Source organism: Lysinibacillus macroides, from assembly GCF_001281525.1.
Classification (GTDB): Bacteria; Bacillota; Bacilli; order Bacillales_A; family Planococcaceae; genus Lysinibacillus; species Lysinibacillus macroides.
Window position 1 is genome coordinate 725,276 of record NZ_LGCI01000005.1, and the last position, 21,821, is coordinate 747,096.

Below are 21,821 nucleotides of genomic sequence, written 5' to 3' on the forward strand. Positions count from 1 at the left end.
TTCGTAATCATGCTACACTTATAAGAGAGCAATTAGCTATAAAGAAATGAGGGATAGTAGTGATTTTAATTAGTGCTTGTTTAGCAGGATTGAATGTCCGTTACAATGGCACAAATAGTTTGGACGAGCAAATACGAAAGCTTGTACTAGAAAATAGGGCTGTCACGGTTTGCCCTGAGCTTATGGGAGGCTTTTCAACACCCCGTGAACCTGCTGAAATTGTAGGCGGCAATGGGAAGGATGTTCTGGATGGGAAAGCAGTCGTTGTTGAACAATCGGGACGTGATGTTACAGAGCTATATATCAGGGGAGCTTATGTAACTTTACACAAGGCACTTGAAGTAGGGGCAACAAAGGTGATTTTAAAGGAATATAGCCCCTCCTGTGGCAGTGCGATGATTTATAACGGTGATTTTAACGGCACTAAAATAGCTGGAGCAGGGGTAACGACTGCGTTATTACAAAGACATGGTATTGAGGTGCTATCAGAGGAAGATTTTCAAATCGTCTAAGGCTCTGCTTTAGAACCTTAGACGATGAGTTATAATGAACGATATTTTTTTAAGCTGATAATATTTAACACAATAAAGACGATCGCAAAACAAGCGAGCACAAGTAGATTTAGCAGAATTTCGTTGAAGGAATAGCCTTTATACATCACACCATTTAAAGCATCTGCTGCATAATAAAGAGGCATAATATGCCCGAGATTTTGCAGCCATTCCGCCATGCTATCGAGTGGGAAAAGCCCGGAAAAAAATACTTGTGGCACAATAACTAACGGAATAAACTGCATCATTTGAAACTCGGAGGCCGCAAAGCTTGATAGTAAAGCACCTAAGGATAAGGACACAAGGGCAACCATCATATTAATTAATAAAACAAGCCAAATAGAGCCATCATGGACAATATCAAGTATATAAATACCAAATAGTACAATAATAATTGTTTGCAGCAGAGCAAATAAACCATAGCCAAGCATATAGCCTGTTACAATTTCTGAACGCTTAATGGGTGTTGCCAGCAAGCGTTCCAATGTGCCAGAAGTACGTTCTTTTAATAAGGCAATACCTGTAATTAAAAAGACAAAGAAAAACACAAAAAAGCCAATTAACATCGGACTAAAAATATCAAAAATTACCGTATCCTTACCCCCATACACATAGTCGGTTTCCAAACTATTTGGAGAGGCTGGGGTAGGCTGTAAAATTTGAGCAAGTTGCATTGTTAAAATCTTTGCCTGAGAGGGGTTATCATTTAATAAAGTAAGCTTGATTGTAGTAGGCGCTACTGCTAGCCAGCCATTATATGCTTTTTCCTCTAATTGCTTTTTCGTAAAATTATTGTCTTCAATAATGTTGAAATCTGCATTTTCTAGCTTTTCAATTAGTGGGGCAGAGCCGTTGGAGACTACAAGTGTCATCGGAGCCTCATCACTATTAAAAATAAAGTACATTAATGATAGTACAAGAAGCGGTGCTAAAAATAGTAAAGCAAGTGTTCGTTTATCTCGTTTCATTTGTTGAATGATTCTTGTAACAATAGCAGCTATTCTCATTGTGCATCACCCCCAGCCTTTAAAAACACCTCATCAAAATCCTTTGCTTGGTAATGCTCTTTTAATGCTTGTGGTGTGCCCTGCGCAATAATATGTCCGCTTCTCAGCATCGCTAGCTGATCACATCTTTCCGCCTCATCCATTGCATGGGTTGTTACTAAAATGGTTTTTTGTTCCTCCTCTTTTAAACGAATAAGCTCCTGCCAAATTTCTTTTTTTAAAACAGGATCAATACCCACCGTTGGCTCATCTAAAATTAATAGCTGCGGATTTTGAATCAGTGCAATGGCAAGCGATAATCTGCGTTTCATGCCCCCAGAATAATTTGTGACTTTTAGTGATAAGTCATCTGTTAAACGAACAAGATTGGCAGCATAGGCTACGCGCTCTAGCTGTTCTTTTTTTGGTAAACGATAAAGCTTTGCAAAAAAATGGAGATTTTCCTCACCTGTTAAGTCTAAATAAAGTGCATCGGATTGAGCCATATAACCAATATCCTTTAATAATTGCTGATGCGGAACAATGAAATCAAATACTTGAATAGTGCCTTTATCTGGTTTTAGCATACCCATTATCATTTTAATAAGTGTTGTTTTGCCGCAGCCTGAGGGCCCAAGTAAGCCCATTAACTGTCCCTTTGGAATAGCCAAAGAAAGAGGGGCAATCACTTGTTTATGCTTAAAGCCTTTTTCAAGGTTTTGAATAGAGATTGCATCGCTACCCATTACTATCACTCCTTCGCTGAACACAGTGTTGATGTAATGAAAATTTTACGGTAGCATATGGGCAAATACAATGAACAGTTTACAAACATGTGTTAAGTAAATGGAGGAGTAGGTATGTCGATACATGAACAAATGACATTTGAAACAAAGCAGGCCATTAAAAAAGCCTTTATTCAACAAATGGAAGAGGTAGGTTTTGAACGCGTAACCGTTAAAAATTTAGCATTAACCACCCATATTAATCGAGGTACATTTTATTTACATTATGCAGATAAGTTCGCAGTGATGGAGGATGTACAGCAGGAGCTATTGATGGAGCTAGAGCGTCATGTGAAAAAGGTGCAGCCAGTGGAAGCCTTTCAAACTTTACAAACAGGTCATCTTTATCCGCCATTTGTACACGTTATTACATGTATTAAAGAGCATGCACCTGCCTTTCGAGTTTTGTTAGGGGAGCAGGGTAGCCCTACATTTGCGAAAAAGGTAAAAACAATCTTTGGCACCCATATTTTAGATCGATTATCCATAATACGTGAAGAAGTGCAAGATCCAGAATTGCAACAATACTTACAAGCCTTTATCGCATCGGCCATTTTAGGTGTTATCCAGGAATGGTTGGACAAAGGGAATAAGGATTTAAATGCAGAGGAAATGGTGATGATTCATTTTCGATTACTAAGACTTGTTGGAACGCTTGTATCGTCTATATAAAAAAGAACATGAGGGGATAGCTCCTCATGTTCTTTATTTTTCATAGTAATCATTCAATGCCACTTCTAAACGCTCTTCTAAATGCTGTGAAATATAACGTAATACAAATTGTTCTTTCTCCATTTCAATTTCAGAGGATTTGAACATCTTTGCGAAAAAGCCTACTTTATTATTCACTGTAAATTGCTGTAATGCTTCCGTTCGTAAGGTAGAGACGATTTCATTTTCAATATGACGTTCTCTAATTTTTTGAACAATATCCTTTACGCTATTTTCTTGTAGCTCGAAAATTTGCTGTTGAAGGTGGTCATTTTCCTGCTTGAGCGCCAAAGTTTCTTGTTGAATCGTGTGAGCAAAAAAATTTTCATTAATATTCACTTGTAAAGTTTCGTGTCCATCATTTGGCACAAACTGAAAGAGACCTGTTTGCATCATTTGATGAAGAACGTTTCCAAGAACAGCTACTTTATGGGATAATTCCTCTGTATCACTGGTTGTGGCCGTAATTTGATGTTTTAATAGCTGGCCATTATCATCAATACCAAGCAAAAGCTTGATCCCTTTCACACGATATTCATCCTTTAATAATAAGATCATACGTAATTTGACGATAGCTGGTAGGTTTAAACGAATATTCCCATTTGCATTATGCGTGGTATTATCAAAAATATATTGCTCAAATGGCTTTAAATAATAGCGAAGCATCGCATCTGTACTATTAAACCAGCTAGCGACTTCTGCAATTGTATAGTGTTTGGCTTCATTGATGTCTGCTAAGTAAGCATCATTATAGAGAATTTCCTCTAAAGGCGTATGTTGTAGTACCACAAATAATGGGTCACCTTGCACAATTTCAAGTACCATTTCTTTTGTATTCTTTACTTTCAGCATCCTTTCACACCCCACTTTATTTTTTCCATCACGAAAATTATGCTCTATATAGGTTTCTATTCTACTAACCGCCATTCTATGCCTATTTTTTGTAAGAAATAATTAATAGATTGCCATATAAATAAATTCTTAGGTTAGTTAATAAATTTCCTCGTAAATCTTACAGAAAAAGTGGTGCATATAAGGATGATCGATTGTGCTTCTGATTAAAGTTGATGAATAGTGATAATATGATGTGTTTGCTGACGATGGGAAAGTATCTCGTGCATTGTAGCGAAAAGAGCCGTGTTGTTAATCAAAATTTGAATTTCTGTCTGTTTATATTGTTGTTGAAGATCAATAATATAATCTCGAATAATGGATAAATAAAAAGGGTTTTTAATTTCTACTTCAACGAAAAATGGCAATGTTAAATAAGGAAGCCTGATATTGCCTCCACGCCGAATCCAAACAGCTTCTTGCCTATAATAACGGATAGGCAATTGACGGTTACTAGCAATAAAAAGATCCATAGGAAGCCCCTCCTTTGAGTGTCTAAGAAAAGCCTAAAGAAAATAAATGCAGCTGTCAAAGAAAAGGATAGAAATAGCTGCTTGGCAGATATTTCTCTGATGAACAGCTTTTGTGGTGGATTGTATTTTAAAAGTGATGGATAGAACAAGGGAAGTAGCAGATAGTATCTCTAAAGTGAAGAATAGAACAGTTGAAGTGGTGGAAGAGCCTCAACATGAAGGATAGGAAGACAAAAGAGTCCAAAGGTGAAGGATAGAATGGCTGAAGTGGTGGATAGTCTTCGTTAGCATTTTTTATTTATGCTACACTCCATATCGTCTTGCTGTTTTTAGATAAAATAAAAAGTGAGCCTAGTTTTTGCTAGGCTCTCCCCTTAAACGAATTAGTGAATATCACGCTTCTTAAAGTTACCACCACGAACCTCAGAAACATCTGAAATCACCACAAAAGCCCCATCGTCGATATCTTTAATGATAGAGACTAGTTTAGTTTCCTCCATACGGTTAATAACGCAGTATAAAACCTCAGTGGGTTCATTAGAGAAGCCGCCACGTCCCTTAGTATAAGTAACACCACGCCCTAAACGAGCCTGGATAGCGTCGCCAATTTCCTCTGACTTGGCACTGACCACACGAACTTCTTTTGATTTTTCTAAACCAACTTGAATAATATCAATAACATTTTTCGCAATATAATAGGTTAATGCTGAGTATAGAGCACTTTCTAAGCCGAAAATAAAGCTTGCCCCTAAGAAGATAAAGGCATTAATAAATAGTATAATATCACCGACTGAAAATGGCACTTTACGAGATAGTAGGACAGCTAATACCTCCGTACCGTCTAAAGCACCACCATTCCGTAAGACAATTCCAATACCAACACCAAGCAAGATACCACCCGATAAAACAATTAGCAGGGGATCGCTTGGTCCTAAAATTGTTTCGACATCATGTAACAGAACTGTAGCAATGGATAACGCAGCAATACCTACACTGCTCATTAAAGCAAATGTTCTCCCTACTTGTTTATAGCCAATATAAACAAATGGAATATTTAAGATGAACAGTAGCACCCCTAATGGAATACCAAAAAGATGTGCACCCATAATACTAATCCCTGTAACACCGCCATCAATAACATTGTTTGGAATTAAAACTGCTTCCAGTGCATAGCCAGCAATAGCTGCACCAATAACAATCATAATAAATTTTCGTATGGTTTCTGATAACTTTCCTTTTTTCATCATCTTCCCCATTTCTTTCGACAAAATCGACCTAAGGTTTTGGAATAATATTGATCGCAATTGTTTTCGTCTCAACGTCCTTATTTGAGTCAACCATATTATAGTATTTGGTTAATAAATCGTTTAATTCACGATCGAAGCTTATGAATTGATCTTTTGTTAATGTCAAATCGGCTAAGGAAAAAGTGGCTAAATCTGCTGTGCTTTCTTTTTCATCAAGAGAATGTAAATAATTTTGATATTGTGATAACAAAGCCACTTGATAGTAGGAAATATAATTTAATTTTTGCTTCGTTGTAAGCTGTATCCAATCCTCCTTACTAAGTTTTGCTGCTCCTTCATTTAATGCATAAAACTTCTCTGTCACAGAACGAACTTTTCGCTCTTTCACAATTTTTATGATATTTTCATCGACTAAAATTTGGATATGACGATATAGAGTGGCTTGTGGTACATCTTTAATGACAGAAATCATCTCCAATGTACTTAAACCCTCTTCTTTATTGTGCATCAGAGCTTGTAAAATTTTCATTCTCACAGGATGCATTAATACCTCTGCTTTATTACGCATAAACCGATCCTCCTATCAGGAAAAATGAGATAGCATCAAGGGAAGCAATCAAATGTTCTCATATTGATAACATTATCAAAAAATATAATATATATTTTTTTAAAAGATGTACAGCAAAAAGATAATGCAATTTTTATTGCCTTTTGTTATCATTATCAATAATGATAATAAAGGGAGTTGAAAAAATGAAATTACATTATGGATTTAATGAATTCGATCAAATTGATTGGGGAAGCATTCTTCCAATCCTTGTACCTTTTTTACTGGTAGGATTTTTACTAATTATTATTGCATTAATGGATTTATATCGACATCGACACACCAGAGAAAATATTTTAATATGGGTAGTTATTATTTTGCTCTTTAATACAATTGGTTCTGTTCTATATTTCATTATTGGGAGAAAGGATGTCAATAAACGTGCGCTTAGAAATTAATAATATTACAAAAAAGTTTAAGCAAAAAACAGTCGTGAATAGTTTTTCAATGATGATTGATACGCATGAGTGTGTCGGACTTATTGGACCAAATGGGGCAGGGAAATCTACATTGATCCAAATTATTGCTGACATCCTGTATGCAGATGAAGGAGACATTCTTCTCGATGGGCAAAAGATTTCAGCGATGAAAAATCAAATCGGTTATTTACCACAGTATCCTAATTTTTTCTCATGGATGACCGCATTTGAAACATTATCGTTTATGGGTACACTTTCTGGTCTAGCAAAACACGATTTACAGAAAGAAATTCCAGTGCTATTAGAAAAGGTAGGCTTAGCAAATGAAGCACATTTTCATGTCGGGACGTTTTCGGGGGGAATGAAGCAACGCCTTGGCATCGCACAGGCATTATTGCATAAACCAGCTTTAATGATTATGGATGAGCCAGTATCAGCGCTTGATCCAATCGGTAGACGTGAAGTATTAAATCTATTAAAAGAGATTAAAAAAGAAACGACCATCTTACTTTCCACGCATATCTTAAGCGATGCAGAGGAAATTTGTGAGCGCTTTGCGGTCATTAAACAAGGTCATAAAATAGAGGATGCCACAAAATTAGAGCTGCTAGAGCGCTATCAAGAATCAGCGATCTTTGTGATGATTCGCCAAGAAGATACTAAGTGGTTAGCGAGGATTGAGCATTTACCATATGTTAAGAAAGTAGAAAGCTATGGAGATGGCTTTAAAATCCATGTCCATCACATGGAAGCTGATGCACAAAAGTTATTACAGCATGGACTAGATGCACAGGTATTGTTTTTGAAGTTTGAAGTAGGCATTCAAGAAAGCTTAGAAGAAATATTTTTACAATTGGTGGTGTGAGCAAATGAATTCTTTTCTGGCATTAAGTAAAAAAGAAATACATCAAATGGTAAGGGAGTTTAAACTAGTTTGGCTTCCCATTGTCTTTATCTTACTAGGGCTTACGCAGCCAATTATGATGTATTACTTGCCTGTTATTTTACAATCGATGGGTGGCGTTGAGGGGATCATCATTGATCCAGCAATGACCAAACCTGAAGGACGAGAGGTGCTTGCCTCAACACTCAATTCACAATTTGATCAGCTAGGTATTATTATTTTAGTCGTTGCTTCGATGAGTATTATTCAGGGAGAAAAAGCCAATGGGATGATGGCATTTATCCTTACAAGACCTGTATCAATAGCATCCTATTTAAACAGCAAAATCATGATCCATTATCTTTTAGCTGTGATTTGTATCACTTTAAGCTATGCAGTGTCCTATGGTTATTCAGCGTATTTATTCACGCTTGTTCCTTTTAAAGAGGCTTTGTGGGCTTTAGCTTTTTACTGTGTTTGGTTATTGTTTGTGATCACGTTTGTGACGATGATGAGTACGTTTTTCAAAAGCCCTGCCTTCATTGCTCTAATCAGTGTTGTTGTGCTATTAATATGTCGCTTTATTGCTGGCTTACATCCTTTCATAGACATTATGAATCCAGCAAGTAATAGCTTGTTTGCCACCAATATACTAATGACAGGTAATATAGACAAGTGGTATAGCATCCATAGTGTTGTCACACTGTTATTGGTGCTTTTAATGATCGTGATGATGCAAAGTTATATGGCGAAAAAGAAATGTTAACCTGAATGAGGTGAAGAAATTGTTAACGATAGAAAATTTACAGAAATCGTATGGACAATGCGATATTTTAAAGGGAGTAGATTTAAGGGTAGAAAAGGGAGAAATATTGGGATTTGTTGGTGGGAATGGTGCGGGTAAAACAACAACATTAAATTGTATTACGGGGTTAGTAGAGCAAGATGATGGTACAATCATCATTAACAATGTGCCAAAATCACAGTCACTTGACTATAAAAGGCAATTTTATTTTATTCCTGATACGATTCAAGTGTTTCCAAATATTACTGCCTATGATTGGATACACTTTGTTTTGCAACTATATGAAGAAACGGATCATACAAAGCTCCAATATTTTATGAATGTCTTTGGAATGGAAAAAAGTATTGATAAACCATTGGGCTCGAATTCGTATGGAATGCTTCATAAAATGGCGTTAATTACTGCTTTTACGATTCATCCATCTATTCTTATTATGGATGAGCCACTAAATGGTTTGGACCCTCTTGCTGTTGTTGCTTTTAAAAATTGTATGAAGGGCTATGTAGAAAATGGCGGAACCATTATCTTCTCCACGCATTTATTAGATGTAGCAGAAAAAATTTGTCAATCGATTGCATTTTTAAAGGATGGAAAAATTGTTTTGCATGAGCGTGTAGAGCATTTGTTGGTAAATGGCAGCTTAGAGGCTATGTTTTTGGAGAAGCAAGCTAATGAAGAATAATATACCATTCATAAAAATTTTTTTAACATCCTTGTATGCCAAGCCAAAGCAGCCGATGATTCAGGTACTGCTAGTGCTTGCCATCATTTATATAGCCATCCAGTATACAGTGCTTAATTTAATGATCTACTTTATAGCAAGCCCAGAGGAGTTTTTATTTTACACGATTCTTCTTTCAAATGCCATCACCTATATATTAATAGCCTATTTTGCTATTTCGGTCGTATTTAGCCAAAAGGATTTCTTTATACTTGCTCAGTTGCCTATTCCTACGGAGCGGATTGTGATGTCGAAAATCGTAAGTGGAGTTGCTTTTCCCATAATAGCAGTAAGTATCCTATCAATACCGACATTTATCCTATTATTAATCGAATTTAAGCTAGGCATTGCTATAAAATCAATATTCTTTATGGTTGTAATAAATGGTTTAATTACCTTATGCCTGTTATTTATATTATCCATTTTAAATCATGTTCGGACGGCTTTTATTCAGCCATCTGTGTATTTGCTAGCTAGAATGATGGTGATGTTAGCTATTGGAACAAGTCCAGTTATCTACTTTATAGCAAAAGAATATCGTGCAATCAGCATGATTTTAGAGGATTTTGATAGTTCAACGATATCAGACTTTCTTGGTTTAGGTTATCGTTTTGCCATGCAACAGCCATTGGTTGAACTATTCTATCCATGGTATTCTCTGCAAAGTTTCTTGTTATTATTCGTACTATGCTTATTATTATTTAAGGCAACCATCAAGATAATTGCGTCTAAGTATTATGAGCATGGCTTGCTTGTAAGTAGCGTAGAAAAAACGGCTAAGGTTTGGAAATGGGGCAGTAAAGGAACGTGGGGTAATTATTTGCAGCATGAATATTGGATTATCCAAGTTGAACCTTACTTTAAAATGCATGCCATTTTAGGGATGATTTTAACGCCCATCTGTACAATTATCTTTTTAACGATTTTTCAGATGAATATACTACAGGCTGACTGGCTTGCTCATTTTGAATCTTATCTCTTTGCCTATATGGTTTTATTGTTGAGCTGTACAAACAATATTAGCGGAACACCTTATTCGAGAGAGGGGAAATACTATGCATCAAGCATCACACTACCTTTCGACCCACAAAAAATTTATAGAGCAAAAGTGATGATTTCCACATGCATCAGTACAATAGCAGTTGTTATAAGCTATATTATTTATACGCTATTTGGTAAAGGCGACATAACAACCATATTATTGTTGTTAATTACGGTACTGTTAGTGATTGCCTATAATATCTTATCTCCTCTTTATGATAGAAAACATCCATTACTTGACTGGACAAATCCATCAGAGGCCATTAAATCTAATCCTACTGTATTAATTAGTTTGGTATATGGATTACCATTATTGCTAATCATTGCACTTCTTCATGTTAGTTTGCTTATTTTTGATATTTCCCCATTGATGGCAACAGTCATTATTTTGATAGTTGTAATTATATTCATATATAAACTATTCAATAGCACGATAATGAAAGGTTATGTAGATCATTGAAGATAAACATAGATCGAAAGAATAAAATCCCTTATTATCAGCAACTAACACGCCAGCTTCTTTTAGGAATAGCGACAGGAAATTTACAGCATGGGGACCAGCTACCCTCGATTCGTGATTTAGCAGGGCAAACAAATCTCAATTATCACACCGTTCATAAAAGCTATAAGGAGCTTCAAAAAATGGGCATTATTACGATAAAGCCTTCTTCAAATGCATTTGTTATTACTGAAAAATCGGATAAAGCAAAGAATGCTACCCAACAACAACTGTCTATAAAAATCGAACAACTAGTGATAGAAGCTTGTGTTTTAGGGATGAGTAGGCAACAACTTCAGCAGGTATTTCAGGAGAAATTAAGCAAATATTATACAGATAATAGGCAGTACGATTAATCTTTATAAAAAAATTGCTTTAAAAAAATATTTAAAAGCGATGGGCTAGGAAAATGTCCATCGCTTAACTATTTTTTGATAACGCTATATTAAAAACATCGCTACTATTGTTGTCACAACAAGCCCAATCACTACAGGAATTAAGTTACGTCGTGCCAGTTCAAAGGGACTTACATTACAAATAGCAGCGGCTGGGATTAATGCCCAAGGAATCAATGTTCCGCCGCCAATCCAAATAGCTGTGATTTGCCCTAAAGCTGTTAAAGTTGCCGTACCACCACCAATAGCATTGCCAAACAAACTACCAACAGAGCCTGCGAGAGAAATTCCGGAGAAGCCTGAACCATCTAATCCAGTAATAGCGCCCACCACTGTTAATGTTACAACGGCTATTTCCTTTGTTAAAGGTACCACTGCGGCAAGACCAACACCAAGGTCATTGACAATACCATGCGAGGTAGCGGGCAAATGGTCGCCGATAATTTGAATAAAGCCAACATCACCAAGGTAGAAGAAGGCAGCAATTGGGATTACTGGTCCGAAGACTTTAAAGCCGAATTGAAATCCTTGAATTAAATAGCTTGTTGTCTTTTCAAGCCCCTCTGATTTATGAGCAACAATACTAAGTAACAGTAGGATAAAAACAGAGGTTCCTCCGATTAAAGCAGTAGCATCGCCACCTTGTAATTTAAAGACAGCCATTGCCATAACATCTAAAATGAAAGCGATAGGAATAAGCACAGCAAAGAATCGTTTTTGCCCGATAGACAGTAAATTTTCCTCCATTGCTTGTGTACTATCTTCATTTTCCTCGCTGACAGTGTTTAAAAGGAATGTGCCTCTTTTCATATCACGTCGTAAAAAAATATAAGCAACAATTGTCGTTACAACGCCCATCGTGATAACAAGTGGAATACTAGCTGATACAACATCCCCAACAGGAATACCCGCAGCATCAGCCGTTAGCTTTGGAGCTCCTTGTATGACAAAATCACTCGATAACGCAATGCCATGCCCAAATAAATTCATCGCCATGGCAACGCCCAGTGCTGGCAGACCCGCACGAATCGCCACAGGCAATAGTACCGCTCCTAACAATGCAACAGCAGGAGATGGCCAGAAAAACCATGAGATCAGCATCATTAATAAACCAATCGTCCAATAGGCAAGAGCTGGTGTTTTAATGATCTTTGTGAAAGGAGCAACCATGACCTCATTGATACCTGAAGTCATCATCACTCGACTCATCGCAACAATAATAGAAATAATAAGAATCGTTGATAACAGCTCAGTTATCGCATAAATAAAGCTGTTAAAAACCCCACTTATGGACGAGGTAAAATCGCCAGTCGCCCCAATCGCTAGCATAAAGATGCCTACTATACAAATGAGGGTGGTATCGCGACGTTTAACCATAAATCCGATGATGAGCACAATAAAAACCACGTAAATCCAATGGAGAGCTGTGAATTCAATCCCCATACGTTTCCCCCTCAATATTCTGATTCTATAGAATATGAAGAGAAAAAAAGATGGTGATGATTTTAAAAAATTTAACTTAGGCGAAAGCTAAACAACAACCAAAAAGGTATTTTAAGTTATACCCAAAACAAGATATTTGAAAGAAATGAATTTATAGATTAAAATACTTTTATAGATTATCGATAATCTATAATCCATAATATATAACGCTTTTAGCTAATCACCCTATACACTGAACTATGTTAAAATGAAAAGATATAAATTTATTGGAGTGGTTTAATGGGGTTTGATGAAAATTCAATTTCAAAAAAAACAATTTCTGAGCAAATAGCTGAACGATTATTATTTCGCATATTTTCAGGTTACTATGAACAAGGTCAGCGCTTAATAGAGGCAGAAATTGCAAAGGAGTTACAAGTAAGTCATGCACCTGTCCGTGAGGCCCTTTATCTTTTACAAAAAGATGGTGTAGTTGAAAAAGTACAACATAAAGGTGTAAGAGTGAAGATTATAACGGATCAGGAATTAAAGGATTATTTGGAAGCGCTTTATAACCTATTGGATATTGCACTTACAACGTGTGAATCTAAATGGACTGCCGATTTGCAAAATGAACTATTACTTCGTTTTGAAGCGATGAAGGAAAGAAAGTCTGCCGAAAATATTTATGAATATGTTGTTTCGTTTGCCCACTTGTTACAATTGTTTTTTGATGTTACAGGAAATATTGCCATGCTACGATTCTTTAAAGAAACAATATTCGTTACAAATGTAGCGGCGCAAACAAAATGGAAAATGAATCTAGTTGAATCCTATCATATGTCCATCAATACTTTTATCAAGTGTATAGAAGTGTCGGATTTTGATCATGCACGAGTGGCTATTAAGGATGTTATTTTATGGTACCAATTTAAATAATTTTATGGGGGTAACATACATGAAAGCTGCAGTTTGGCATGGTGTGAAAGATATTAGAGTCGAAGAGGTTGAATTACGCGCTTTAAGAGAAGAAGAAGTGAAAGTAAAAGTAGCATGGGCTGGAATTTGTGGGAGTGATTTGCATGAATACGAAGAAGGTCCGGTTTTCGTACCAGTTGATGAAAAAGCTGCATTAACAGGTGAAGTTGCCCCACTTACAATGGGACATGAATTTGCTGGTATCATCGAAGAAGTTGGCGCTAAGGTGACTGACTTTAAGGTTGGGGACCGAGTTGTCATCAATCCTACATTAACATATAGAAATAAACATGAAGAAGTCGATCGTTATGATGGATTTAACTTCATCGGTTTACATGGAAACGGTGGATTTGCGGAATATGTTAATGTCCCTGTAACAAATATACATCGTTTAGCAGATAACTTAACATTACAAGATGGTGCACTGGTAGAACCAATGGCTGTTGCTGTACAGGCTGTCAAAGATGCTGGGGTTACATTAGGCGATTCTGTTGCTGTATTTGGGGCTGGACCAATTGGATTATTAACAGTAATTGCTGCAAAAGCATCTGGTGCTAGTAAAGTTATCGTATTAGATTTATCGGATGATCGATTAGAAAAGGCAAAAGAATTAGGTGCAACCCATGCTATTAACTCAGGTAAAGAAAATCCTGTACAAGCTGTTCGTTCGATTGTTGCAGATGGGGTTGATGTATCCTTTGAGGTTGCAGGAGTTGCTCCTACCTTTAAACAAGCAATTGATGTAACAAAACCTCGTGGAAACATGATGATTGTGTCGATTTTTGCAAGACCAATCGAATGGAATCCAATGCAACTTACAAACACAGGCGTTAATGTATTATCTTCCATTGTTTATACACCGTCCATTTTCCAAAGAACAATTGATGCAATGAGCGCTGGTCAACTAAATCCACAAGGTATTATCACAAGTCAAATTGAACTTGATGAGATCGTTGATAAAGGATTCCAAACGTTAACAAACGACAAATCACAATCTAAAATTTTAGTTGCGATAAGTGGAGAAAACTAATGAAATTGATAGATGAATATAAATCTATTCTTACAAAGAGAGTATGGCTTATTACAGTCATGCTCTTTTCTTATAGTCTGCTTGATTTTGATTCAAAATTGTTTTTCAAAGGATTTGATGAACTTAATTGAGGGGGAGGGGTATAGCAGCTTAAGAAAAAATGACAAAAGGAATCGACAATGAACTTCTCGATCCCTTCAGTAATATAACTTAATTTCTTTCTCTTGCCCTCTGTGTGTCTCTAATATTCTTTTGAACCGTTATAGATGCAAATAAACTAAGAACAAATGACATACCATAAAACCCTTTTTCACTTAAAACAATACTTCCAGCATTATATAACCCAATGCCCATTAATGAAATAGATACAATCAGTGCAACCCAACTAATACCATAATAAATATTAGTAACTGGTATGCCCTCTTCTTTATCTCTTACTGCTTTTTGTAAAGATATTGCTGAATAGAGTCCAAATACTAAAACAGCTAGGTAATATCCTTTTTCGTTTAGTTGCATCGTTGCATTAAACAAGCCTATAAAATAAGCAGTAACACCTATTAACAATGCTGCCCAGGAAGCACCCTTGAAAGCAGCAGTCGGTTCTCCCTCTTTTCTTTCTACTTTGATTTTCGGATCAGGTTGTTTACTCTTATCTGATGAAGTCTCATTTTGATTAGACAATATCTTTCTCTCCCTTCTATCACTATATAAAAACATTCTATCATTCTATGGGAATGTTATGAGAACAGAAATTTCTCTAAATCTCGCTTTTGGTAAACTTGACTGTTATTGTGTTGGAATATAACTAGTCAATGTGCCTTCATCAAATGTAAAGATATCATTTTGTTCCTTGGTACATTTCAACTGTGGGCCACGCCGAGAATAATTTTTTGCTGTCCTTTGTTGCAATTCCTTTTTTAGTTGGTACTAACATAGGAATCATTTGTACGGAGTGCCTCAAAAATAGCCCTCAACTGTACGAATGTTGTATGTACCCCATTACAGATAAGAGCTAGGTGTATAACTTTATTTCAAATTATTCAAATAGATAGCTAAATATGTTAGGTGGATGTGGTTGCATATTGTTAGTATGTCCATTGCCATTTTTGATTTATAGCAACAATTCAAAATGGTTGATGATGGCTCTGTTATGGTATAAATAAAGCTGTTAAAAACCCCATTAATGGATGATGTAAAATCTTTAGTTGCCATAATCGCTAGCGTAAAGATGCCTGCTACACAAATGAAAGTGATATTACGGCATTTGATCATAAAAAACAGCGTAAATCCAATGGGAGCAGTGAATTTAATCCCCATACATGTCCCTTCACTATTCGACCTGATTCTATAGAATATGAAGAGAAAAAAGGTTGGTGATGATTTAAACTGTACCCTATAAGATAGACACTTGAAAAAAGGTCATCTTACAGGGTATTTTTGTTTATAATGAAGGAAAAAACGAGCGATGGTAATTAGTATGACTAAAAATTTATAAATAAGGAATTCGATGTTGGGAACTACATAATAATGTCCATCTGTTTACTTATACGTGAAATAAGTGAACAGATTTTTGTTTTAGGACAATGATTGACATTTATCCAAATAAATCATTGCGTTTTTTTCATTGTTTCGCCCTTTCATAAAATCTATAATAACTCTGTAAATGATAATCATTTTCAATTGAAGGAAATCAGAAAGGGGTAACAAATATGAAGCAGTATATAGAAAAGCGAATTATGCTATGGGGGAGTTTCCTCTTAATGCTATTGGTATTAGTGGCATGTAGTAACAACGCATCTGACTCACAGGAAAAGGAAAACGAGAAAGCAGCTCAATCTGATGTACAAGCAGAGGAAAGTGAGACAACTGTTCCATATACAACGATTACAGGTGAACAGGTTGAAATACCTGCAGATCCAAAAAGAGTGGTTTATATTGGTCAGACGATTGGTGATTTCTTGGCGATGGATATTCCGGTTGTTGGTAATAACCTCCCCCAAGATTCTCCTAGTTACTATGAAGGCAAACTTGAAGGGATCGTTGATATTGGAAATCCTGCTAACTTAGAGACGATTCTGACTTTAAAACCTGATCTGATTATTAATGGTTATTATAAGGCAGATCCAAATCTTAATGAAGAATTATCAAAAATTTCCACTATTATTCCCTTCAACCCAGCTCTTCCTTATACAGAACGTGTAAAGGAGATGGGGAATATCCTAGGTAAACAGGAAGAGGTAGCTCAATTGCTTGCTAAGTTTGAAACAGAGTCTAAAGAAATGTTTGACAAGTTTCAATTAACAGAAGGGGAAACCGCAACAGTTTTCTATCAGCTAGGAAAGACGCTTTATGTTATGGGTGATCGTAGCCTAGGTGCTATTATTTATGGGAAAAATGGCTTTGCTGTCCCACCAGCAGTACAAAAGAATATTATTGATGTAGAAGGGGTATCTTTCCTAGAGGTTTCCGAAGAGGTGCTTCCTGAGTTTGCTGGTGATCATTTGTTTGTAATTGTACAAGAGGATAGTGAAAGTGAAGCAGAAGCTGATCGGCTGCTACAAAGCCCGATATGGGGAACTTTGCCTGCTGTCAAAAAGGGAAAAGTTTATGTTGTTCCTAATGAATGGAATACAGATAATTTATTAGCTTTGAAGCAATTGTTCCAAAAGCTACCAGAGTGGATGCGCAAACAGTAAAAATTGTATCCGTCCAATCAATTTTTAAACCGCTAGTATTCTAAATAGCACATACTCGAACAATCGTTGATAGTGGGTCATTATATGTTACAATTATGATAATGAGAATCATTTTCAATGTTTGGAGAGTTGCTTATGAATCTGACATCCTTATATATTAGACTACAACACTATGATCGATTTCAAGTTGATCGAATAATGTCAGCTACTAGCCATAATGAGGGAATAAATAATCATGAAACAAATTTATGCACATTATTGATAGCACTCAGTCCTGCCATACGACTGTATGTAGACAAAATGGCAATCGATCTACGACAAGGAAGCTGCACGCTCATTTTACCTATACAAAGCTACACGGTAGAGTCAAGTAACAAAGAGGCACAGCTTGCTCGCTTTACCTTTGAAATCTTTGAAGTAGAAGGAATGACTTTGAACCGAATTGCTCATCCACCCCTGCTTCATGGTTATCCCTATCATCTGCTGTTTTCTCAAGTCAAGCAGGTATTAGGAAATGAAGCATCGAACAATAATCAATTTTGTTCCTCTCTATCCGCATTAGAAATGGCCATGTTGCAAGGTAGACTTCAGCAAATACTAGCTATGATGGTTCAGTTAGATGAACAAGCTAACCAGTTACAGCACGAAGAAAAGACAAAATTGGTTCAACAAACTGTACAGTACATAGAACAGCACTATGATGAGGACTTGACAGTTGAACAATTAGCTAACATGGCTGGAATGGTAAGATGGCAATATAGTCAAAAGTTTAAAATATTGACCGGTAAAAAGCCGACGGATTATTTGACTCATGTACGTATAAACCAGGCAAAAAAAATTCTAAGTAATTCAACTGAGCCATTGAGAAAAATAGCTCGACAAATTGGGTTTAAGGATGAATATTATTTTAGTCGATGCTTTCATAAATTAACCGGAAACACCCCACGTGAATATGCAAACATTCAACTTCATACTCCAGAAAGAACAGTTATCGATTCATTTGGTAGAAAGATTCATGTTCCTAAAGATGCAACACGTATTGTGACTGATGGCAAATTTACACTTGGGGAATTACTTGTTCTAGGCATACCTCCTATAGGGGCGGCCATCTCAATCATGAAAGATAACGTGGTTTATCACAATAAATTAAGGAACATTCATAGTATTGGGCATTGGGTAGATCCGGATAAAATCGCACAGCTGCAGCCAGAGTTATTATTGCTTAGCTATTTTCATCCTGAACATGATTTGCAGAAACTAGATGCGATTGCTCCTACTATTATACTGAATAGCAAGTTTAGTCTATTTGAGCGGTTACGATATATCGCTAAACTATTTGAACGGAGTAAAGCGGCAGAGAAGTGGATTTCTACATATGAGAACAAAGTAAGATTGGTACGTAGGCAATTAGCAGATGTTTATGTTGCTGGGGAGACGGCTACTGTTTATCTCAAGTTAGATACTAAATATTATGTTATGTGTCAGACTGGATTGGCTGCAAGCTTGTATGAATCTCTTGGCTTTCGTCCTACTCCTAAGGTAATGCAGCTAATCGAGCAAGGGCAAGCATGGATAGAAATTCAGCAGCATCAAATAAATCACTATGCTGGAGAGCGTAATTTTATCTTAGCTTCTCCTCAAGAATTACAAACGATTGCTCACTGTCCACAGATCGCCACTTTAGCCGATTTAACTCCCAGTAAAACACATTTCGTAGATTTTATATGGAATCATTGTGATCCGATCACACGTGAGCGGTTGTTAGAGATATTGCCATATATTTTTAAGAAGAAAATGATGTAATTAGAGGTTTAGCCTTATAAAAGATACATCCCTAGTATGTGAAGCGTTATCTTGTCTACTCTTCATTAAGGTTTGATAAAAATCATCTACTTAAAGTTAAACTTATGAAAAATTGTACTTAAACTAACGTAGCAGTGTAAACGTAAATATTTTTAAAAATATGGGGACAATCACTCTTATTACGTTTACATCTATCGGATCGGGAGTTGTGAAATAAAAAGGCATTTGGCTTCTTGAGATTAGTTAAAAACTTGACAAAAAAATTTATTTATGCTATAATTTACATTTATTAAAATAAAATATATAATAGGATTCTCCTGGCCAGGGGAATCCTATTTTTTGTTTTAAAATGAAGGAGCGTGTTTATATGAAGAAAGGTGAGTCAAGTTTAACTTCATTAATATCAGCTTTTGGCAGATCCTATCATAGTCAATTTGATACCCCTAAAATTTTTAATGATTATCTATATAAATTGAACTAAAGCTTCTATCTCCTTCAAAATGGGTAAAGAATACAAACTTATTGTCGAAAGGATGATCCCACATGTTACGCAATGAACAACGAGAAGAACTTCAAACGGCGATGCGACAAACAAAGGATAAGCGACTATTTGAGCGGTATCAGACTGTATTTCTACACCTTGAAGGAAAAAATAACGTTGAAATTGCGATGATCATTCAACGCAATCGAGCAACTGTTGGTGAATATATTAAAGCCTATAAAAAAGAAGGCATAACAGGTTTACGCATGGGGATTTCTACAGGTAAACCACATCGTTTGACCATCGAACAACGTGCTGAGTTGGCTGAGATTGTCACAACGAAAACGCCTGCTGATGTGGGATTTGCACCGTATACGAATTGGACGCTCGCGTTACTCGTTTCACTCGTGAAACGTGAATGGGCTGTGTCCTATTCTTTACGTGGCATGTCTAAATTATTAGAACGCATGCAATTTAGTCATACGCGCCCTACCTATACGTTGGCGAATGCGGACCCAGAAAAGCAAAAAACATTTAAAGAAGAAACATTTCCTGCTTTAAAAAAAGCTATTGTATGAGGAAATCGATCACCTTCTCTTTCAAGATGAGTCCATGATTCGTGACTACCAAGCCATTCAAAAGTCATGGTTTCCAAAAGGGAAACAGCGTCAAATCCCCACATACGGTAAGCATCAAGGCGTGAAATTAATCGGTACGTTAAATTATGAAACAGGTGAAATCTTCTGCGTCGAAGAAGAGAAATACGATGCAGAAGTCTTCCTGCGTTTCTTAGAAAAAGTCATTGCTCATTACCCAAATGGAAAAATTGTCATGATCCTCGATAACGCTCGCATTCATCATGCGAAGCTCATTCAGCCTTTTTTAAAGCTGCATCAAAATCGATTACAACTGGTGTTTTTACCACCTTACAGCCCGCAATTGAATTTAATTGAGGGGCTATGGAAATGGTTGAAAGACAGCGTCATTCATAATGTCTTTTTTTCAAGTACATCGCAAATCAAACTCGCTGTTCGTGAATTTATCCGTTGTCAAAGTGAAGATACACAAGGTATAATCGACCGACTTTGTGTTAGGTTCTAAAGTTCAATCTATATAGATAAAAATTTAATTTCACAAAAAGAATTTAATAACATTAAAGAGAATATGGTTCAAGGCATACATTTCTTCAACAAAGATATCGCGCAAAAATTTAACGGGGATACAGAAGAAATATTAAAATGGATTACACAGATTCAACTTTCTCCAACACCTCTGGCACGTGCTGCCTATTGTGAAAAAGTATTACTTAATGAAATGATGTTAGGGTTAAAACAATATGTCATACTTGGTGCCGGGTTAGATACTTTTAGTTTTCGACATCCAGAATTGGAAAACACCTTAGAGATATTCGAAATTGATTATCCTTCCACACAGGAATTTAAGAAGAAAAGATTAGATGAAGCTAATGTTAAAATTCCGTGTAATCTTCATTTTGTTTCTATGGACTTCACTAAAAAGTTTTCCTATCAAAATCTAAAAGATGAAGGATTTGGTCATCAAAAAACTTTCTTTAGCCTTTTAGGTGTTTCTTATTATTTAACGAAAGAAGAAATGACAAGTTTAATAGATAATTTATTCGCCAAAGTCCCATCAGGAAGTTCCATCGTTTTTGACTATGCAGACGAAAAACTCTTTGATGAAAAGGGAATCTTTAATAGAGTTGAAAATATGATAAAAATGGCTTCGGCAAGTGGCGAACCAATGAAGTCATGCTTTTCTTATTATGAAATGGAGAGAATGTTAGAAAAAGCTGGTTTACTCATTTATGAACATCTATCACCTAGTAAAATTAATGAACTGTATTTTGACAATCGACAAGACTACCTATCAGCCTTTGAAACCATTCACTATATTCATGCTGTAAAAAAACATAATTAAAGATACTTATGCTTTAAAAGAATGTATCTGTTAAGTGACCAAATAATTTTTTGAAAATATATTTTTATCTATTTTATTGCAAAGCAGATAAATACAATTTTTTTAATATAGTGACTATAGAAACAACTTTATCCAGTAGTAACAAAAGATTTGCAGGCGAAAGTGAAGTAGCATTTATAGGCTATAAGATTCCCATTTCAAACCAATAGGGACAAACACTCTGTAAAAACAAAGGTTAAGGCTAACACGACAAGCGTTTTCATAGGATGTGAAGTTCTTAGCTTGTGTGCCTCTATTACCAATCAGTGGGAGACAGGTGAAAACTCCCACTGTCCTTTATAAAAGTGATGAAATAGATTTGAATTTTAAAAGTGCTTAGAATAATTAAATACATAAAAAGAAGAAAAAGGTATTTACTTCTTTTTTATATACTGTATACTTATTTGTAATAAATTACTA

21 protein-coding genes and 2 pseudogenes are annotated in these 21,821 nt (G+C 36.0%); 15 read left to right on the forward strand and 8 right to left on the reverse strand.

Annotated features, from left to right (window positions below; all coding sequences use genetic code 11):
- Positions 1 to 59: 59 nt before the first annotated feature.
- The gene (locus ADM90_RS06410; protein WP_053994194.1) at positions 60 to 512 is read left to right on the forward strand and encodes a 2-thiouracil desulfurase family protein; all 453 of its coding nucleotides are present in this window, start codon (positions 60 to 62) and stop codon (positions 510 to 512) included.
- A gap of 29 nt (positions 513 to 541) precedes the next feature.
- Here the strand turns inward: ADM90_RS06410 and ADM90_RS06415 are convergent, their stop codons facing one another.
- On the reverse strand, positions 542 to 1,558 hold the full coding sequence (locus tag ADM90_RS06415) for an ABC transporter permease (RefSeq protein ID WP_053994195.1): 1,017 nt from the start codon (positions 1,556 to 1,558) through the stop codon (positions 542 to 544).
- A complete protein-coding gene (locus tag ADM90_RS06420) occupies positions 1,555 to 2,283 on the reverse strand; it encodes an ABC transporter ATP-binding protein (RefSeq protein WP_053994196.1) in 729 nt (242 codons plus the stop codon). The genes ADM90_RS06415 and ADM90_RS06420 overlap by 4 nt, the downstream gene beginning before the upstream one ends.
- Before the next feature lie 114 nt (positions 2,284 to 2,397).
- Between ADM90_RS06420 and ADM90_RS06425 the strand changes: the two genes are divergently transcribed.
- A complete protein-coding gene (locus tag ADM90_RS06425; RefSeq protein ID WP_053994197.1) occupies positions 2,398 to 2,994 on the forward strand; it encodes a TetR/AcrR family transcriptional regulator in 597 nt (198 codons plus the stop codon).
- A gap of 33 nt (positions 2,995 to 3,027) precedes the next feature.
- Here the strand turns inward: ADM90_RS06425 and ADM90_RS06430 are convergent, their stop codons facing one another.
- The 4 genes from ADM90_RS06430 to ADM90_RS06445 form a co-directional block, all read right to left on the reverse strand.
- Positions 3,028 to 3,885: a hypothetical protein gene (locus tag ADM90_RS06430; RefSeq protein ID WP_053994198.1), complete on the reverse strand. Its 858-nt coding sequence runs from the start codon at positions 3,883 to 3,885 to the stop codon at positions 3,028 to 3,030.
- 206 nt (positions 3,886 to 4,091) lie between these two features.
- Positions 4,092 to 4,397 (reverse strand): hypothetical protein, encoded by a 306-nt coding sequence (locus tag ADM90_RS06435; protein WP_053994199.1) that lies wholly within the window; start codon positions 4,395 to 4,397, stop codon positions 4,092 to 4,094.
- A 383-nt stretch (positions 4,398 to 4,780) separates the two neighbouring features.
- Positions 4,781 to 5,641: a YitT family protein gene (locus ADM90_RS06440; protein WP_053994200.1), complete on the reverse strand. Its 861-nt coding sequence runs from the start codon at positions 5,639 to 5,641 to the stop codon at positions 4,781 to 4,783.
- Between the two features lie 31 nt (positions 5,642 to 5,672).
- A complete protein-coding gene (locus tag ADM90_RS06445) occupies positions 5,673 to 6,212 on the reverse strand; it encodes a transcriptional regulator (protein WP_053994201.1) in 540 nt (179 codons plus the stop codon).
- A 185-nt stretch (positions 6,213 to 6,397) separates the two neighbouring features.
- On the opposite strand from ADM90_RS06445, the gene ADM90_RS06450 reads away from it, so the two are divergent.
- From ADM90_RS06450 to ADM90_RS06475, 6 genes are read left to right on the forward strand one after another with little or no spacing between them, the layout of a single operon-like run.
- Positions 6,398 to 6,649 (forward strand): PLD nuclease N-terminal domain-containing protein, encoded by a 252-nt coding sequence (locus ADM90_RS06450; RefSeq protein ID WP_053994202.1) that lies wholly within the window; start codon positions 6,398 to 6,400, stop codon positions 6,647 to 6,649.
- A complete protein-coding gene (locus tag ADM90_RS06455; protein ID WP_053994203.1) occupies positions 6,633 to 7,535 on the forward strand; it encodes an ABC transporter ATP-binding protein in 903 nt (300 codons plus the stop codon). Before ADM90_RS06450 ends, ADM90_RS06455 begins: the two co-directional genes overlap by 17 nt.
- Positions 7,536 to 7,539: 4 nt before the next feature.
- Positions 7,540 to 8,319 (forward strand): ABC transporter permease, encoded by a 780-nt coding sequence (locus ADM90_RS06460; RefSeq protein ID WP_053994204.1) that lies wholly within the window; start codon positions 7,540 to 7,542, stop codon positions 8,317 to 8,319.
- 19 nt (positions 8,320 to 8,338) lie between these two features.
- Positions 8,339 to 9,040 carry an ABC transporter ATP-binding protein gene (locus ADM90_RS06465; RefSeq protein ID WP_053994205.1) on the forward strand — a complete coding sequence of 234 codons (702 nt, stop codon included), beginning with the start codon at positions 8,339 to 8,341 and terminating at the stop codon, positions 9,038 to 9,040.
- On the forward strand, positions 9,030 to 10,580 hold the full coding sequence (locus tag ADM90_RS06470) for a hypothetical protein (RefSeq protein ID WP_053994206.1): 1,551 nt from the start codon (positions 9,030 to 9,032) through the stop codon (positions 10,578 to 10,580). Before ADM90_RS06465 ends, ADM90_RS06470 begins: the two co-directional genes overlap by 11 nt.
- Positions 10,577 to 10,975: a GntR family transcriptional regulator gene (locus tag ADM90_RS06475; RefSeq protein WP_053994207.1), complete on the forward strand. Its 399-nt coding sequence runs from the start codon at positions 10,577 to 10,579 to the stop codon at positions 10,973 to 10,975. Before ADM90_RS06470 ends, ADM90_RS06475 begins: the two co-directional genes overlap by 4 nt.
- An 84-nt stretch (positions 10,976 to 11,059) precedes the next feature.
- On the opposite strand, the gene ADM90_RS06480 is transcribed toward ADM90_RS06475, so the two are convergent.
- Positions 11,060 to 12,457, reverse strand: a complete 1,398-nt coding sequence (locus ADM90_RS06480) for a hypothetical protein (RefSeq protein ID WP_053994208.1) — start codon at positions 12,455 to 12,457, stop codon at positions 11,060 to 11,062.
- Positions 12,458 to 12,736: 279 nt separating this feature from the next.
- Between ADM90_RS06480 and ADM90_RS06485 the strand changes: the two genes are divergently transcribed.
- Entirely contained in the window at positions 12,737 to 13,375 is a 639-nt protein-coding gene (locus ADM90_RS06485; protein ID WP_053994209.1) for a GntR family transcriptional regulator, read from the forward strand.
- Positions 13,376 to 13,394: 19 nt separating this feature from the next.
- A complete protein-coding gene (locus ADM90_RS06490; RefSeq protein ID WP_053994907.1) occupies positions 13,395 to 14,444 on the forward strand; it encodes a 2,3-butanediol dehydrogenase in 1,050 nt (349 codons plus the stop codon).
- 210 nt (positions 14,445 to 14,654) lie between these two features.
- Here the strand turns inward: ADM90_RS06490 and yiaA are convergent, their stop codons facing one another.
- Entirely contained in the window at positions 14,655 to 15,125 is a 471-nt protein-coding gene (yiaA, locus tag ADM90_RS06495; RefSeq protein WP_053994210.1) for an inner membrane protein YiaA, read from the reverse strand.
- Positions 15,126 to 16,153: 1,028 nt separating this feature from the next.
- On the opposite strand from yiaA, the gene ADM90_RS06500 reads away from it, so the two are divergent.
- The 5 genes and pseudogenes from ADM90_RS06500 to ADM90_RS06520 form a co-directional block, all read left to right on the forward strand.
- Positions 16,154 to 17,140, forward strand: a complete 987-nt coding sequence (locus ADM90_RS06500) for an ABC transporter substrate-binding protein (protein WP_200908519.1) — start codon at positions 16,154 to 16,156, stop codon at positions 17,138 to 17,140.
- A gap of 135 nt (positions 17,141 to 17,275) precedes the next feature.
- Positions 17,276 to 18,943 carry a helix-turn-helix domain-containing protein gene (locus tag ADM90_RS06505; RefSeq protein WP_053994211.1) on the forward strand — a complete coding sequence of 556 codons (1,668 nt, stop codon included), beginning with the start codon at positions 17,276 to 17,278 and terminating at the stop codon, positions 18,941 to 18,943.
- 367 nt (positions 18,944 to 19,310) lie between these two features.
- Positions 19,311 to 19,415 (forward strand): annotated as a pseudogene (locus tag ADM90_RS24215) (class I SAM-dependent methyltransferase); the annotation flags it as partial.
- Between the two features lie 71 nt (positions 19,416 to 19,486).
- Positions 19,487 to 20,525, forward strand: a protein-coding gene (locus tag ADM90_RS23715) for an IS630 family transposase (RefSeq protein WP_152927960.1) whose coding sequence is annotated in 2 segments (ribosomal slippage) — positions 19,487 to 19,984 and positions 19,986 to 20,525 — 1,038 coding nt in all. Because the reading frame shifts where the segments join, the coding sequence is not laid out codon by codon here.
- 9 nt (positions 20,526 to 20,534) lie between these two features.
- A pseudogene (locus ADM90_RS06520) lies at positions 20,535 to 21,362 on the forward strand (class I SAM-dependent methyltransferase); the annotation flags it as partial.
- Between the last annotated feature and the right edge of the window lie 459 nt (positions 21,363 to 21,821).